Origin of the sequence: Paraburkholderia sp. MM6662-R1 (assembly GCF_050436245.1) — a bacterium.
GTDB lineage: Bacteria > Pseudomonadota > Gammaproteobacteria > Burkholderiales > Burkholderiaceae > Paraburkholderia > Paraburkholderia tuberum.
The window spans coordinates 2,357,069-2,372,623 of the sequence record NZ_JBNDLV010000001.1 but is presented as its reverse complement, the minus strand read 5'-3'; the positions used below and the strand labels follow the sequence as shown (position 1 = coordinate 2,372,623).

Annotated in this window: 13 protein-coding genes and 1 tRNA gene; 12 read left to right on the top strand and 2 right to left on the bottom strand. The window is 56.2% G+C overall.

Annotation, left to right across the window (positions count from 1 at the left end):
- Positions 1-54: 54 nt before the first annotated feature.
- Positions 55-939, bottom strand: coding sequence for a 16S rRNA (cytidine(1402)-2'-O)-methyltransferase (gene rsmI / locus OKW39_RS11165; RefSeq protein WP_429362555.1), 885 nt, complete (start codon positions 937-939; stop codon positions 55-57).
- 88 nt (positions 940-1,027) lie between these two features.
- On the opposite strand from rsmI, the gene OKW39_RS11160 reads away from it, so the two are divergent.
- From OKW39_RS11160 to OKW39_RS11105, 12 genes are all read left to right on the top strand, one after another.
- The gene (locus OKW39_RS11160; RefSeq protein ID WP_260336494.1) at positions 1,028-1,450 is read left to right on the top strand and encodes a YraN family protein; all 423 of its coding nucleotides are present in this window, start codon (positions 1,028-1,030) and stop codon (positions 1,448-1,450) included.
- 142 nt (positions 1,451-1,592) lie between these two features.
- Positions 1,593-2,180: a phosphoheptose isomerase gene (locus OKW39_RS11155; RefSeq protein WP_062125567.1), complete on the top strand. Its 588-nt coding sequence runs from the start codon at positions 1,593-1,595 to the stop codon at positions 2,178-2,180.
- 26 nt (positions 2,181-2,206) lie between these two features.
- Entirely contained in the window at positions 2,207-2,998 is a 792-nt protein-coding gene (locus tag OKW39_RS11150; RefSeq protein WP_090802672.1) for a BON domain-containing protein, read from the top strand.
- Entirely contained in the window at positions 2,998-3,351 is a 354-nt protein-coding gene (locus tag OKW39_RS11145) for a c-type cytochrome (protein WP_429562684.1), read from the top strand. Before OKW39_RS11150 ends, OKW39_RS11145 begins: the two co-directional genes overlap by 1 nt.
- 64 nt (positions 3,352-3,415) lie before the next feature.
- Positions 3,416-3,491 (top strand) — tRNA-Ala (locus tag OKW39_RS11140).
- Between the two features lie 147 nt (positions 3,492-3,638).
- Positions 3,639-4,475 (top strand): DUF6387 family protein, encoded by an 837-nt coding sequence (locus tag OKW39_RS11135; RefSeq protein ID WP_429563485.1) that lies wholly within the window; start codon positions 3,639-3,641, stop codon positions 4,473-4,475.
- 118 nt (positions 4,476-4,593) lie between these two features.
- The gene (locus OKW39_RS11130) at positions 4,594-4,950 is read left to right on the top strand and encodes a helix-turn-helix domain-containing protein (RefSeq protein ID WP_429562683.1); all 357 of its coding nucleotides are present in this window, start codon (positions 4,594-4,596) and stop codon (positions 4,948-4,950) included.
- Entirely contained in the window at positions 4,943-5,380 is a 438-nt protein-coding gene (locus OKW39_RS11125; protein ID WP_429562682.1) for a hypothetical protein, read from the top strand. Before OKW39_RS11130 ends, OKW39_RS11125 begins: the two co-directional genes overlap by 8 nt.
- Positions 5,377-7,056 carry a DNA primase family protein gene (locus OKW39_RS11120; RefSeq protein ID WP_429562681.1) on the top strand — a complete coding sequence of 560 codons (1,680 nt, stop codon included), beginning with the start codon at positions 5,377-5,379 and terminating at the stop codon, positions 7,054-7,056. The genes OKW39_RS11125 and OKW39_RS11120 overlap by 4 nt, the downstream gene beginning before the upstream one ends.
- Positions 7,057-7,681: 625 nt before the next feature.
- Positions 7,682-11,125: a DEAD/DEAH box helicase gene (locus tag OKW39_RS11115; protein WP_429562680.1), complete on the top strand. Its 3,444-nt coding sequence runs from the start codon at positions 7,682-7,684 to the stop codon at positions 11,123-11,125.
- Between the two features lie 1,079 nt (positions 11,126-12,204).
- Complete coding sequence (locus OKW39_RS11110) at positions 12,205-13,023, top strand: hypothetical protein (RefSeq protein WP_429562679.1); 819 nt, start codon at positions 12,205-12,207, stop codon at positions 13,021-13,023.
- A gap of 126 nt (positions 13,024-13,149) precedes the next feature.
- The gene (locus OKW39_RS11105; protein ID WP_429562678.1) at positions 13,150-13,320 is read left to right on the top strand and encodes a hypothetical protein; all 171 of its coding nucleotides are present in this window, start codon (positions 13,150-13,152) and stop codon (positions 13,318-13,320) included.
- Positions 13,321-13,734: 414 nt separating this feature from the next.
- Here the strand turns inward: OKW39_RS11105 and OKW39_RS11100 are convergent, their stop codons facing one another.
- Positions 13,735-15,495, bottom strand: a complete 1,761-nt coding sequence (locus tag OKW39_RS11100) for an AIPR family protein (protein ID WP_429562677.1) — start codon at positions 15,493-15,495, stop codon at positions 13,735-13,737.
- Positions 15,496-15,555: the final 60 nt, after the last annotated feature.

Sequence of the window (15,555 nt, the reverse complement as noted above, 5' to 3'; positions counted from 1 at the left end):
CGACATGCGGCCCGTTTTCTTTGCCTTCCGCCGTTTACCCGCCCGGCTTGGCTCTCAGGCGTCGGGCTTGTCTTCCTTCAGCGCCAGCGCGCGCGCGTACAACACGTTGCGCGATGCGCCCGTGAGCGCCGCCGCGACCTTCGCCGCGCTGCTCACCGTCAATTCTTCCAGCAGGATGCCGAGCAGCGCGTCGTGATCGTGCTCGCCGGCCGCTTCGGGCGCCGCGCCTTCGACCACCAGCACGAATTCGCCACGCTGCCGGTTCGCGTCGGCAGCGAGCCACGTTGGCCCTTCGGCCAGGGTGCCCTGGTGTAGGGCTTCGTGTAACTTCGTCAGTTCCCGCGCGATCAGCAGACGGCGTGTGCCGCCGAACGCATCGGCGAGCGCCTGGACCGTCTCGACGATCCGGTGCGGCGCTTCGTAGAACACCATCGCGTGAGGATGTTGCGCGAGCGCTTGCAAAGCGGCGGCGCGCGCCTTCGGCTTCGGCGGGAGGAAGCCGAGGAACGAGAACGTCGCGACCCAGTCGCCGGTTGCGCTGAGCGCGGTGGCGAGCGCACTCGCGCCGGGCAGCGGGACCACCACGAAGCCGGCCTCGCGCACGGCATCGACGAGCTTGGCGCCGGGGTCCGAGATGCCCGGCGTGCCCGCGTCGGACACGTAGGCCACGCGCTCGCCGGCCTGCAGATACTCGATCACGCGCTGCGCGGCGGTGCGCTCGTTGTGCTGATGCACGGCGACGAGCGGCTTCGAGATGCCGTAGCGCGCGAGCAGCTGTCCGGTGTTGCGGGTGTCCTCGGCGGCGATGCGATCCGCGAGTCCGAGCACGTGCAGCGCGCGCAGCGTGATGTCGGCGATGTTGCCGATCGGCGTGGCCACCACATACAGCGCGGCGGCGGGGTACTGCTGCCCTTGCGCGAGTTCGGAGAGAGGAGTCATGACACGGAAGACACAAACAGACGGAACGAGGCCGACATTGTGCCATGTGGGCTTGCGCGAGCAGGCCGCGCCGAACACTGCGCAAAAGATGCCCATAAACGCCGGTCCAAAAACCGCCCACAACTTTTCCTGCGCTCACCAGTCCAAATCCGTCGGCGCGGCTTTCGAAGCACGCGCGCGAGAATTTTTGCAGCGCCAGCGTCTGCGCTTCGTGGCGCGCAACGTCACCTGCCGGGGCGGCGAGATCGATCTCGTGATGAGTGATCGTGACGGCGCGCTGGTGTTCGTCGAAGTTCGCGCGCGTGCGCAGCGGCATTATGGCGGTGCGGCCGCGAGCATCGGTTGGCAGAAGAGACAGCGCATCGTGCGAGCGGCGCGGCACTATCTCGCGACGCGCGCCACGACGAACCGCGGCCCGCGCGACGAACCCGCGTGCCGTTTCGACGTCGTCGCGTTCGAGAGCGGCAGGCTCGTGTGGTTGCGCGATGCGTTTCGCGCCGACGAAGTCTGACCGACAGCGCAGACAACGCGCGTGAGTGCGATAAACTTGCGCTCGCGTGCCGCGCGAACTCATCGGCGGCCACAGCCTGGCAGTATGACTTCACAACACGGCCGCGCAGTGCGGTCCATTCGCGGTACAAGATAGAGACTCGATGTCAGTCGAACGCATCCAACAACACTTCCGCGACAGCGCGGCAGTCAAACTCGAAGCCCTCGAAACCCTGTCGATGCCGATCGCCGCCGCGATCGACACGATGTTCGCCGCGCTCGCCAACGGCAATCGCATCCTCGCGTGCGGCAACGGCGGTTCGGCCGCCGACGCGCAGCATTTCGCGGCCGAGCTGATCGGCCGCTTCGAGCGCGAGCGGCCAGGTCTGCCGGCCATTGCGCTCAGCACCGACACCTCCGTGCTCACCGCGATCGCCAATGACTATTCGTTCGAACAGATCTACGCGAAACAGGTCTGGGCGCTCGGTCAGCCCGGCGACGTGTTGCTCGCGATCACCACATCCGGCAATTCCGCGAACGTGCTGGCCGCGATCGAAGCCGCGCATGAGCGCGAAATGATCGTCGTTGCGCTGACCGGCAAGGGCGGCGGACGCGCGCAGGAGGTGCTGAGCGACACCGATATCCACGTGTGCGTGCCGTCCGACCGCACGGCGCGCATCCAGGAAGTGCACCTGCTGACCATCCATTGCCTGTGCGACGGCATCGATGCCATGTTGCTCGGCGAAGACTGAGACTGATTTCGAAGGAGAGCTAGTTGATGAGCGTTTTCCGCATCAAGAAGACACTGGTGAGAACCGTGCTCGTGGTCGGGGTCGCGGCGGGCCTGTCGGCCACGCTGCAAGGCTGCTTTCTCGCCGTCGGGGCCGCGGCGGGCGGCGGCGCGCTGATGGCGACCGACCGCCGCACGCTCGGCGCGCAGACCGAGGATCGCGAGATTCAGGTGAAGGCGCTGTCGCAGATCAGCCAGAATCTGCCGGACTCCGCGCACGTCAACGTCACGGTGTTCAACCGCCGCGTGCTGCTGACCGGCGAGGTCGCGGGCGAGGCGTCGAAGCAGCGTGCCGAGAGCATCGTGCGGAACATGAACAACGTGAATACGATCGTCAATGAACTGGCGATCGCGCCGGCGAGCTCGTTCTCGTCGCGCACCAACGACACCTACCTCGAAACGCGCGTGAAGACCGCTCTGATCGCGGAGAAGAACATTTCGGCGAACAATTTCAAGGTCGTGGCCGAGCGCGGCAACGTCTATCTGATGGGCCTCGTCACGATGAATGAGGGCAATATCGGCGCCGACGTCACGAGCCGCGTGCCGGGCGTCGTGGAGGTGGTCAAGGTGTTCCAGTACATCCAGCCGCAGGAAGCCGAAGCTGCTGCGGCCGCCGGTGCGACGGCGCCGGTGGCCGCCTCGCAGCCCGAGGTCAGCGAGCCGACGGTCGGCGCGATTCCCGATTCGTCGGTGAGCGCGCGGCCGCTCGATCAGCAGGCGCCTGCGCCTGTCAACTCGTCGACGTCGGTGCGACCGGGTAATCCGAAGGCGGTGCCTTGATGCGCGGTATGACGCGTGCGGGTGTCGTGTTCGCGTTGGTGGTGGGCGCGCTCGCCGGCACGATGACGTCGGGTGCTCGCGCGGCCGAGGCGGCGCGCGGCCAGCAGGTCGCCGCCGCGAATGCATGCATGGGCTGTCACGCCGTCGATCGCAAGCTGGTTGGTCCGTCGTTCCAGCAAATCGCCGCGAAGTACAAGGGCGACGCGCAGGCGCTGACCAAACTCGCGCGCAAGGTGAAGGACGGCGGCTCCGGCGTATGGGGCATGATTCCGATGCCTGCCCATCAATCGATGAGCGATGCGGATATCCGCGCGGTCGTCGACTGGGTGCTCGCGGGCGCGCCGTCCAGATGAGGTTTTCCCGGGGCTGGAGGCTTGGCAAAAGGGAAAATGGCTGTGCTAGAATTATTTTTGTGTTGGGGGGGTAGCTCAGCTGGGAGAGCGTCGCGTTCGCAATGCGAAGGTCGGGAGTTCGATCCTCCTCCTCTCCACCAAACAAATCAAGGGCTTAGCAGCGATGCTAGGCCCTTTTTACATCTGCCAGACGCGGCGTGTAGGAACTGTGTAGGAACTCTACCGGTATCCTGCGTCTTACGCCGCACCACTCGTCCGTCGCTTACGCAGGGAGCCTCGTATTGGCTATGCCGCACTCGAAAAAGATTGCCACGCCTGCGACAGAACAAGACTTGGAATGGTTCCAGCCCAGACACTACGCGGGGCTTGAGAACTTCACCGTGCTGGAGTGGACACGTCTCGTCGGTGACCGGCTCAACATCCGACGGGCAGTCGACGGGGGGTGTCCGGGGGCGGTCGCTGGCGTTTTCGAAATACTCAAGAAGGAGCCCTTGAAGTGGCTGGGCTCGGACGTTCGGTATATTGGTGCAGATCACGAAGCTAACACAGCCACAGTCAAGTCGATGAATCTGCGGCGATTGGGGTTCCTCATCAACGAGCTGGACACGACGCAAGCGACTGGTGACGACGGCTATTCGCGTGGCGATGATGACGGCGATTTGTGGAGCGACTTGACGGAGTCTCCAGATGCCGTTGTCGATGAGATTTTGGCAACCAATTCACAGTCGTCATTCCAACGCTTTGCGCATGTGACGGTGTCGCTGGAATTTCCTCGGGAGTCGATCATCGAGGATTTCAAGACGTGGTTGGAACGAGAACTTCAACGTCGTGGGTTGCCAGAACCTGACAAAAAAAACGGCAACTATATGGACAAGGCGAAGAATCAATGGATTCCACATTGCGCCGTCCAGTGGTATGACCTCGATCTGTTTGAGCGTCTGACCGGACTTTCGGTCCCAAGTGTGTTTCGTTGGAGCAGCCTGTTCCCGGGGGCGAGATACGAAACGCTCGATTCCAAGAAGAAGAAAGCCGCTAACGCCGCAACACTCTTGTTCTCGGAAGACACATACCGAGTCTTGCGACGGCTCGCAAACGATCTGCCAACAGCACAAGCGCCCGACTGATCCACAGCGCGCAGGTCAGACGGAAATAAATTTCGCAGATTTTTCTTCCTCGCAACCGAGCGGCGCCACCGCGACAATCGTTTCATGCCGGTACGTTCCGGTGACTCGAAACGAAGAAATGAACTCTCACGCATTTTCCCGCAAAGAATTCGAAGATAGCTGCCGCGACTTTCCCACGGCTCACGTCCCGTTCCCGGCCTCGATCAGTACCAGTGCCGAGGCTCGGAATGGTTCTTACTGGAATGACGCTACTCCTGCGTCTGCAAATTTCAACCGGCTGCTCGATCGCCAGGAGGCGGCAACGTATCTCCGACTCAAGCCGCAGACTTTGGCAAACTGGGCCGTCACTCGGGCGCAAGACCTGCCTTATGTGAAGATCGGTCGTCGCGTGATGTATCGCCTCGCCGACCTGGACGCTTTTGTAATGGCTAACCGCCATGGCAACCGAGCAGTGGTCGGGGGTGCAAATGTCTAAGCTCCACGCCCAAATCGCATCGTTCTTCTCGACTCTGCCGGAAAAAGACGAGCTGGCCGTTCTTGACATCGCCCCGCGCAGCGTCGAATGCAAAGCGCCTGCGAAGTACACGAAGCAGGACTGGGCCGCCACCATGCGTCCCTACGCTGCAAGCGTACTTTGGCTCGCACTGAAGCTGGCGGTCGCTGGCGCTGAAGCCGCCAGGAATGCGTATCTGAAGCTGGGTGCAGATCGTCGGGCGCTCGTCCGGATCGGCTATGAGATCGTGTTTGAAAATAAATACCCGTTCGAGGTGGGTCACAGGTATCGGCGCCCCGGCATGTTCGTCGAAGTCGACATGAAGCAAGGTCAGTTTCCGGTTAGAACGCTGACGAACATGCGCCTCCACACTTACCTCCGTCTCACCGAAATGGGCGAGGTGGCAGCATGAGTGATATCGCCATTCTCGATGCAAACCAGTCCAGGGTGATCCGGCTGCCATTGTGTACGCCAGTGACCATCACGGACATCCGTGGATCTGACGACAGCCGAAGCAGTCCCGACGGAGCCGTCCATGCAAATGGCCAGCCCGACAACCTCTCGACTCAAGACTTCATCCGGGCGGCGGTGACGCTGGGCGAACCGAAAGAGAAGATGTGCCACTACGTGCGGCACCTGATCGCAACGGGCCACCCTTTGGAGCACGCGTCTCGGACGTGCCCGGAAATCCGGGCAGACGGGTTCAATGGTTGCCCCGGGAGCGAAGGCTGCCTCACGCCCGATGGCGGCGTCGCTGGTCGCCCGGACGATCTCAATCGACGGGCGGGGGTGGAGAAATTCCACAAGCTGTCTCAGCGCGTCGTTGCTCAGACCTTCCTTGATGCACAGTATCGGGATGGATGTGCCTGCGTCGGGAACTTGTTCTATGGCTATGACAACGGTGTCTATCGGATCGTCGAGGAGGCGGAGCTCATCCAGCAGCTGCTGGAAATCTTCGGGTACGGTATCAAGGTGTCCGATGCTCAGCAGTTACTCAAGTACATCAAGTATCAGACCCGGGAGCCTGCCGACATCTTCAAGCCAAACAAGAAACTGGTGTGCTTCCGTAACGGCGTTCTAAATGTCGAAACCGGCGAACTCGGCCCGCACGACCCAGCGCACCGCCTCGTCAATAGCATAGATGCTGATTACGTGTCGACGGCTGAATGCCAACGTTGGCTCCAAGCCTTGCGGGAGATGTTCCGTGATGACCCTGACCGGGAGCAGAAAACACGCTTTATCCGGCAGTGGATGGGGTACTTGCTAATCACTGACGCCAGTTTTCAGAAGATGCTGTACCTGCTGGGCAACGGGGCAAACGGCAAGTCGCTGTTCTGCAAGGTGGTCGAAGCGATGGTTGGGCGGGAAAATGTGTCGCACGCCATGTTGAACCGGCTGGGACGTGCGGCGGTCCGGGCTGAAATTGCCGGAAAGCTGGTAAACATCTCATCCGACCTTCCGGCGCAGGCGTTGACGGGTGATGGGTACATCAAGTCCATCGTGTCGGGCGACCCGATCGAGGCTGAACGGAAGTATAAGGATTCGTGCACGATCACGCCGTTCGCCAGGTTGATGGTGGCAACCAACTCCATGCCACACAGCAGCGATGATTCTGATGGGTATTTCCGGCGGATCATCATCCTGACGTTCAACCGCACGTTTGCACCGGAAGAGCAGAACCCGAATTTGGAAAATGAGCTTTTGCAGGAAATGCCAGGGATCATCGCATGGGCGGTCGAGGGGCTTCGAGATCTGCTCGCTCAGCAAGAATTTTCGATTCCTCCCTCGTCGTTAGTGGCGGTTGCCGCCTACCGTAGTGACGTGAATCCGGTTCAGCAATTTGCGGAAGAGTGCCTCGTGCCGTCGCCGGATCAACGGGGATGGACGGCCAAGGGTCTGCTAGAGGTTTTCGATGCGTGGCGCAAGGCGCATAACCAGAAATCCTGCACTTCCATAGGGTTCGGGCGGGCGCTAGCCAATCTCGGCTTTCAGTCACGAAAGGTTAGCCATACCGTCTGGCTCGTGGCTCTGAAGTCCGGGGCTGAGCTCTACCATCCGAAACCCTGGGAAGGACCGGCATTGACCTGAAGACATGCGTTTTCCAAGAGGACACGGGAAGACTTTCAATGAGGAGTCCTCCCATCCTCCCGGCACAAAAACATATGCGGCAGAGGGTCGGCGTAAGGACTAGGGAAGATGGGAAGATGATTTGCGAGAACTGTTCCGTGCAAATGCGTTGCCAACCGGCATGTCGTCGAGCGTCCGGCAAGGACATATAGCAAAAAAAATATTTTCGCTTCTTCCCACTCGTCGCAACTCTCCGGACTAACATAAGAAACGAGTCAAGCAAATCTGCGGAAACTTTGCGATACGCAGACTCAGTCTTTAACCGAGAGAAAAATGACAAACACAAATTTAGTAAAAGAGGCAATACACACCGCTGGTGGTCCTAGCCGTGTAGCAGCGCAGTTGAGGGTTTCAAGCAGGACAGTTAGCAATTGGCAGGCACAAGGCTTTGTTCCGAACTATTACCGGGCCGAAGAATTGGCAGCACTTGCGAACGTACCCGTTTCGACATTGCGCAAGCCGAGCTAAGGGCGAGGATGATCGGTCAGCCAGGAACGGGCTTGCATACCGAACAGGAAGACAAGAAAGAAAGGCCAGCGAAGTGCAAATTCGACTGGACCAGCCATACCAAAAAACAATCTTATAAATGTATTTTAGTTCAGTATTCACGCGTGGCATACCGCTGCCCAAGACGAATCCCCGTCAATCTCAACGTATTGCATTCCCCGCCGCTACTGGCGACGACAATGCCGAGATCACCGTCTTGACGTCGCTCGACCATCCGGTCAACAAGCGCTTCTACCTCGATGAAGATCAGCAGGTACAAAAGCAAAATTTCCAGAACGCATTCCTCTTCGAGGCATCCACGGTTTCGGTCGGTGGGATTGAAGACCTGGCAAAGCTGATTCAGTTTTGCAGCGTTGACAACCGGCACATCCTGATTCGAGGTCTACCTGTCAGCGCCAAAACCCAAAACGTCCGCAAGACCGGTGAGAACTTCACGGAGCACCCCAAAGGCACGCCTTGGGCCATGCTCGATTTCGATAACATCGAAGTGCCTCCGACGATTGACGCGCTTTCGGTCGAAGCCATCGAGTGGGTAATCGCCAAGCTGCCTGCAGAGTTTCGCAACGTCACATACTTCTATCAGCACAGCGGTAGCGCAGGTGTTCTTGGCGAAAACGGCGCTCCGCTGAAGTCTGGTTTGAACGTTCATCTCTTCTTCTGGCTTGATCGACGCGTTCCCGGCAAGGCGCTTTCAGCTTACTTATCCTTGCATTGCATGGAAACGGGTTTCTACACACTGGGAGAAAACGCAGGCGGCAATGTGGCGCTGAGCGTTGGTATCGATCCGGCTCCGCTGCGAAGCGAAGTTCAAGCGCATTACATTGCCAGCCCGACCATCGAAACCGGAGTGAGCTGCAGAATTACGCCAGAGAGCCGTCAGGGTCTGATTCGCAAGGAATGTGGCGGCGTGACGATTCCACCGATCGCTTCAGACGTCGAAGATTGCGCCTCGATTCTCAAGCGCCGTCTCGTCGATGAGTACAAGCGCAGTCATGGCTATCAAACGAGGACGATGTTGACCAAGGTTGAAGGCAAGGTCGCCGTCACCCGTTATAGCGTTTCCCCGAATCGAGTGAATCAGTCCGCTCGTCGAGGTCGCCCATTTGCTGGCGCAAAGTTGAGTGCCGATGAAAACTACCTGACGCTGTACTTTGTTGATGAAGGCACCCCTGGCTCTTGGTACGTTGCAAAGAATCGTCCTCAATTCGGAATTCGCCACGGCGATGGAGACTCGATTCCGCTCAGAGAGCTGTCCCAAGGCGCACACGACCATGTTCGTGATGTACTTGGCTGGTTCTCCGAAGTGCCTCATCGTCATCTCGATTTGGTCAACGGCTATCTTCCCGCGTTAGACGATTTCGCCACGGCAAAGGTGTCGTTGGTCAATTCACCCACAGGCTCTGGCAAAACCACTGCAACGATCGACTGGATCCGGAATCGCGTCGACCAACGCCAGCTTGTCCTGTATTCAGCGCCGACGATCGCACTGGTCAAGCAGATGCAGGCAGATCTTACGGAAGCTGGGCTCCGCCCAGCCTATTACTCAGGTGTGTGGGGAACGGGTTTTCCTCAGCTTGGCGTCATTGTGACGACCATCGACTCGCTTCCCAGACTTCTCGAGCAAGCGTACGACGACGGGATCGCCCATGTTCTGATCCTTGATGAAATCCATCAGGGCCTGGACCGATTCATGTACAGAAAGAATGGGCTTCGTGATTTGGAATCTGCGTTGAGCAAGGCTCGCCAGTCACTGTTACTCACCGGCACGTTAACCGACGTTCAGCGCCATGCCGTCGTTGAAATCTCGAAGAATGCTGTCGGAAGCCTGACCGAAAGCGACTATTGCTGCTATGAGTTTGCTCCGTACAAAAGCAATCCCCTTCAAGTTGTGCCGACCGCACGCTTTGATTCGGATCTCGCAACGTTGCTCGACGACTTCCAGAACAAACTTCGCAACGGCGAGGCTCTTCCTCGCTTCGTGATGCTGCTTGACACGTCGAAGATGGAGATGTACCGACGCCTCGCTGAACAGTACGGCGTGGCTGACCACTCGATGATCGTGTCCCGGCCAGAAAATTCCGAGGAGGAAATCGAAGCCGCAAGGACCAGCGTTCTGCCGATTCTGATTTCAAGTCCGCTCTTCGGGCTGGGCCTCAACTTCGCTAGAGAACCAGACATTCTTTGGGCTCGCTTCGATCACATGGACGCCGATACCAGTCAGATCATCCAATCGGTCAACCGTGCGAATCGTGGCCGGGTTCAATGCACCGTGCGGATCTACGGCAACGTTCAACCCGACGCTGACTTCGCCATCCCGAACAAAACTGTACTGAAAACTGAAGTCACCGAGCGATTTCTCGCCGAAACATCTGTCGCAGGGTTCCTTGAAGAGCACTTCCAGCTCGATAGTGCTGTGTACAAGTTGCTCCGAAAAGCCGAGCGCAATAGCATGGTTGCCTTGAGTTCGCTGGTTCGTGACAACACTATCCAGAATTTCTGCGTCGTTGATTGCCTTGATCTGCCGGAGATCGACAAGGACAAAGCGAAGGTCGTGAAAAGCGCTCGTGCCGAAGCTCGCCTTGATTACAGACAGGCAGTGGCTGACCAGGGTGCCATGTACGCCGGATGCAGTCCGATGCAATCCATCATCAAGCTCGAGCATCTGTGTGACGAGCGAAAGAATAACTGGCGCGCTGACGAGCCTCGCCTGGAACGAGACCTGCAAAATGAAGAAGCAGGCATCTTCATGGGCTGCTTCGGAATAACAGATCCCGTATCAGCGCAAAAGGTGAAGGCCGTCACGGTGTTGCGCCTGTTCGGCGAGGTATCGCCATGGACTTCGAGCCAGTACGCTCGTGACCGTCATCCTGATTGGGCGAGGGCCGAAGCGGAGAAGACTGAGAAATACGTCGTTCTCTTGAAAAAGCTTGAAGCTTTGAAGGCTGGGGAGATTTCCGCCGAAGACCTCTCCGCAGCGCTGACCAGAAACGGCCAGATTGCCGAGGCGTTCATGGCGCTTGCCGGAAACGACCAGGAGTTTCAGTCGATTTGCCAGAAAATCGAAGCATTAAGGAAAGCACGGGAGAGGCTCAGAACCAAAGGTGGCGATGCGGAACGAGCGAAGGTCCGCGGGAAAGGCCTGGAGTTGGTACGTGAACTCGTCGAACCCTTGGGCGTAACCTATGGCAAGAAGACGAGTCGTGGGCGAGAGGTTAGGGACAACACGCAAGCGATCGTGCCGGCCAGTTGGGACCTGCCGCAGATGATTCTCAACCTCGAACGACAGGCCGCAAGGCTACGAGCTTTGCCGAGAGGTCAGAAGGTGCCTATCGTGCCGACGCAGGAAGAGAGCTATTTCGGCGAACCGCCAATGCCTCGACAGATTTGCGAGTCTTGCGTGTTTTTCCACCAGAATGCTTGCAGCCAGGGGCACCCGATGGATTGGCAGAGCTCCGGCAACTTCGATCCCGGCCTGAAGTGCGACGCTTTCAAACGTATCAAGGTCGAACTGATGTTGGAGTGACGGTGGCTGTGCCCACGAATTTACAAAACTGGTGGGCGATGCAACGCAGAAAAGCCGGGCCAATGCTTCACTTCCTGCTTCGAGCCTTTTCTAATATATATGGGAGAGGCGACAACGCCGGAAAGCCCGGACAGTGCTGGCGACTTGCTCGCCAGATACAACGGCAACGCGCAGCGATGCGAGAACACCGCTCGGCAACAAACGGAAAGCGTTTTGGGCCAGTTCATGGGGATCTCGACAAGGCGCTCAGTGACAGCAAGTCCGTCGTTTTCGATCTGGGAAATAACATTTGACCTGCACCCGCTACTAATCAAACGCCAGTTACAGTTCGAGGCTAAAAAATTACAGCGCTCGATGTGCCATCTACCAAAGTACGTTTGCGAGGCTTGCCAGTTCGACTTTCAGAGCATGTTTGGCCTGATTTCGTATGTGCCGAGGAACAACACTAGTGAGCGCAGTCACTTGTTAAGGCAAACAGCAGCAAAAACATAGTCGAATGGACTGTCCGGTTCTACGACCGACACAGCATCGCTGTGCACATTCGCCCATGTATATGAATCAGAAGGCCGCGCTCGGCTACCGGAACGCTCTGTGCGAAAAGTGTGCGTTGGACAGTTGAAGAACGTGAGACTTATCAGGTCCATACTTCGACCGTTGTCGTTGGCTGTCTCTTTCCACCACAGTGTCTTATTTTCGCCACCATTGGTGGTAGCAATACTATCTCGATCAACAAGGATCGAAATGGGGGAAAATTGACGCTGAACATTGGTTGACTGCCCGGGCAGATATCCCGTCCAGTCAGCGGTCTCCTTATGGATAACTTGCCAATTCGAAGCAGAAGCAAGAGTTGGTACAAGAAGTGCCATAGCAGCTATGAGCGCACGCATCTGTTCCCCATCACACAAAGACAAACAAAAGAGGCGCCAAATGGCGCCATATAGTGACTTACTGCTTCGCTCAGTTACAGTTCGTGTAAATCTGATTGCCGATCTGCTGCGACGTGCAATTGCGCATCGTTGAGTTCCCTTGCCCGTCGTAGTAAGTCTGATTCGTGTACGTGGTGTTTCCGTAATGTTGCGATGTTGAGTTCATCGACTGCCCGTTCGGCCCTGAGTAATTGCCGTACGTTGTGCTTCCATATTGTTGCTGCGAACCGTTCCATTGCGCTTGAGCAGCGAGTGGTAGCAGGACCGCCACGAACAAAATATGCTTTTTCATTACGTCTCCCCGACCAGTCAGAACGTAATTCGCCAAAAACCCATCTTGATTCTATTGGGCAACCGCGGCGGCGGGAAGATGGCCTATGTGGGCTTGGCAACGCTCCAGTGCATGTTGTCACCAATAAAAGACTGCACTGTCGGTCACCGGGGCTTTATGCAGAACAAATCAGGTCCAGCCGCAACTTCGAACAGGTCCTGCATATGACGTCGGTTCACCTGTACAATATGGAACAGGAAAGCTTTATAGTTATCTACAGCTTTATGACCCTAACCGATATCGCTATTGAGCATACGTACCGGGGCAAACGACTTGCCACGGCAACAACATACACTGTTCATCCCTTTGAAAATGAGAAAGGCGAGCATAGGGGAAAATTTGAGATTCTCCGCGACATCAAAGTTGAAGATGGTGGTTCAATAAAGCGTTCCGCTCACGTTACACGCGCTGAGTTGATAGAATTGTACGCACGTGGGCTCATGGAAAGAGAGACCGGAATACGAATCCGAGTTCGGCCATCAACAGATGTCTACCCTACCTCGCCGCTTGGGAAAGCCGTTCCACGCCAGTACGTCAGCCCTCATACGGCTTTCGACCGTGACATTGGCGATTTCGACGCTTCGCTTCCTATTCGCCCAGCACTGCAGAGCCAATTAAGATTGCTCGGTCTTTTTCGGTAAGGTAGTTGTCTGTGTTTCGTCGCATTTAACGACTGAGCTGAACTCATCCCGACTTCTTCGTTCGGTGCGAACCGCCTCTTCTATACTGAGATAACGAATTCCAACGTCCCAAGGCTTTTTTCGGACATGACAGAAAAGAAATTAAGCTCGCTCGGCTTCGAGCTCAGTGCAGATGCGGTCGATCCCACATTGCCTCTTCTCTTCCGCATTGTGATCGCCCACACCGTCTCCAACGTGCAAGACGTGATCTACATCGGCAAGAGCGACAACGGCGCCGGCGACCTTCTCTCAAAATAGGACAACAACATCCTACGATTGCGTAACGAGCGCTCTGCAAGAAACGGGAAGCGCTTTCGACAGGTTCATTGGGACTTGGACCAAGCTCTAAGCGACGGCAAAACCGTCATCTTCGAACTCGTAAGAAACGTTGATCCTGCAACGGAAAGCATCGCAGAGGCGAAGATTGAGTTGCAGCGGGTGCACGGCATTGCTGATTGACAATTTCTGGCCGACGAACTGGTCCGAAATCGATCCGGCGGCAAAGAAAACGAAAATAACATGGCAAACCGATGATGTTGCACCCACCGCCAGACGAAGAATGACCTACAGTTTTTCGCCGATCACAATCCAGATCCGTTGTGCCCGGGACGGCGCTGTGACGCCACCGCCTACGAGCAGCATCTGGTGGCGAAGGAACGCCAAGGCCTGCTTTCAATCCGCAGACCACCGGTACTCGAAGTCCTGAGAATCCAATGCGGTTCCAACGGTCAATCTTTTCTTTATTTCTGTCCCGCCGGGCATCATTGGTAGCATGCTGAAATAGTTGCGAATAGCTCCATTAATGCCTGCCAGACAGCTTTTAGACTTGATCCAATTCTGAGGGCTGAACACCCGATTTGCTGGCTGCTGTTCGTTTGCCGCCGCCTCCAGTGCCATGTTCAAGCTAATACCTGCCACCTTAACAATCTCATCGATCATCCCCCCGTTTGCCGCAGCATCGTACGCCTTGGCTGGATTAGGGACCCGCTCTGACTGATTATTCGAAATGGAAAAGCACATGGCAACCGCATACAAGTGGTGATACGGCGCGTAGGCGCGCATCGCAAGGAGAGTTTCATTGAAGTTCAATGGATTTCCAGCCACCCAGCACTTGTATATGGAGAGCATCCATGAATGAAGCGCAAAAACGTTTTCTGGAGGATAATCTTTGTTTTTAAAAAGCGTCTCAAAATACTTGTCAAATATCTTCGTCTCACCATATGATAGGTTTGGCCTTTGCGAATGCCACGCAACTAGATTCTTTGCCAAGCCGGACAGCTCCACGACTTCATCCTTGTTTTTAGTGGCCGGTGCATTTTCTCCGCGCTTTGTCACAAAGTATCCGTTCGGATACTTCAGCTCGTACGTTTTTTTTATCGTTAAAACACGTTTGTCATTACTTCGAAGATCTCTAGCCTTCACCGCGCTTTGCGAGTTTGTGAAAATCGATATCTTGTCAGCACGATCCCGTTGCGGTATTTCGTAGAATCTAACGAGAATAAACGAGTCGTCAACTTTCTTGACTGTTTCGCTGCATGAGAGAATGGTATTCAGTGACTGGCAGCCGTTGACGACGCTTAAGCCATGCAAGGAAAGGACGTCATTAAACAGCTCCATCTTGTTGCATAAGGCAGTTATTCCATTATGAAAAAAGAAAAAGTCAGATCGCTTATCGCCGGTGATCGTCTGTCTGATGCCTTTGTTAACCGTGTTGCTAGAGCCTAAGCTTTGCCGAACATTCTTCTGAAAAAGTGTCCCATCCTTGATCCCTGGAAGCTTAATGCATTCTTTCAACGGCAGAGCCACCACGACAACGGGTGTTCCAGCGATCTCGTGGAACATATATTTGCTTCCGTCAAGACTCAGCTTGTAGTTTAAACTTGGGTTGTCCTTTTCGAGCGCATATTCGTACCGCTGTCGGAGTTCCTCGTTGTCAATAACGTGGATTGTCACATCGAGATCTTCAGTTTCCCCCAGCTTGGCGAACTCTTTCTGGAATGTTTCCAAATCGTCTTGCGCCGCATTTGTAAGGGTCCCCGTCGTAATCAACTCGAACGAAACCTCATATCCTTCCTCCAAAGCGGCGGCCAGTTCAGAAACCTTTCGTTGCAGTTTTGTGTTTGCGACGTTTTGGAGGCGAGCCAGGTCTTTGATCTGCATCCACGACGATAAGACTTCACGCAGCGGCCCTGAATCGACAGAGCCCTCTTGAATGAACTTGCCTTGTACGATGCGGATCAGTGAATTCTCATCATCGATAGTTATCGCGTCGATTTGCTTGTCTTTTGCGCCATCTACGACGTCATCCTTCGTTTCACTCATATCGCGGAACAGCACATTTCGCAGATACCAAGCCACGAAGCGCTGGCCGTCATTCGAAAAATGTTGCGTGAAGTAGTCAGCTAATATCTGCTTTTTAATTAACTCGTACATAAAAGACTTCCTTCTTTTCTTTTTTTAAAATGAGATAAGCGAATGAACTGCGACGTATCG

What these genes read in the sequence shown, in the direction of transcription:
- rsmI (WP_429362555.1), bottom strand. Translation starts at nt 939, where the DNA reads ATGACTCCTCTCTCCGAACTCGCGCAAGGGCAGCAGTACCCCGCCGCC.
- OKW39_RS11160 (WP_260336494.1), top strand. Translation starts at nt 1,028, where the DNA reads ATGCCCATAAACGCCGGTCCAAAAACCGCCCACAACTTTTCCTGCGCT.
- OKW39_RS11155 (WP_062125567.1), top strand. Translation starts at nt 1,593, where the DNA reads ATGTCAGTCGAACGCATCCAACAACACTTCCGCGACAGCGCGGCAGTC.
- OKW39_RS11150 (WP_090802672.1), top strand. Translation starts at nt 2,207, where the DNA reads ATGAGCGTTTTCCGCATCAAGAAGACACTGGTGAGAACCGTGCTCGTG.
- OKW39_RS11145 (WP_429562684.1), top strand. Translation starts at nt 2,998, where the DNA reads ATGCGCGGTATGACGCGTGCGGGTGTCGTGTTCGCGTTGGTGGTGGGC.
- OKW39_RS11135 (WP_429563485.1), top strand. Translation starts at nt 3,639, where the DNA reads ATGCCGCACTCGAAAAAGATTGCCACGCCTGCGACAGAACAAGACTTG.
- OKW39_RS11130 (WP_429562683.1), top strand. Translation starts at nt 4,594, where the DNA reads ATGAACTCTCACGCATTTTCCCGCAAAGAATTCGAAGATAGCTGCCGC.
- OKW39_RS11125 (WP_429562682.1), top strand. Translation starts at nt 4,943, where the DNA reads ATGTCTAAGCTCCACGCCCAAATCGCATCGTTCTTCTCGACTCTGCCG.
- OKW39_RS11120 (WP_429562681.1), top strand. Translation starts at nt 5,377, where the DNA reads ATGAGTGATATCGCCATTCTCGATGCAAACCAGTCCAGGGTGATCCGG.
- OKW39_RS11115 (WP_429562680.1), top strand. Translation starts at nt 7,682, where the DNA reads ATGTATTTTAGTTCAGTATTCACGCGTGGCATACCGCTGCCCAAGACG.
- OKW39_RS11110 (WP_429562679.1), top strand. Translation starts at nt 12,205, where the DNA reads ATGTTGAGTTCATCGACTGCCCGTTCGGCCCTGAGTAATTGCCGTACG.
- OKW39_RS11105 (WP_429562678.1), top strand. Translation starts at nt 13,150, where the DNA reads ATGACAGAAAAGAAATTAAGCTCGCTCGGCTTCGAGCTCAGTGCAGAT.
- OKW39_RS11100 (WP_429562677.1), bottom strand. Translation starts at nt 15,495, where the DNA reads ATGTACGAGTTAATTAAAAAGCAGATATTAGCTGACTACTTCACGCAA.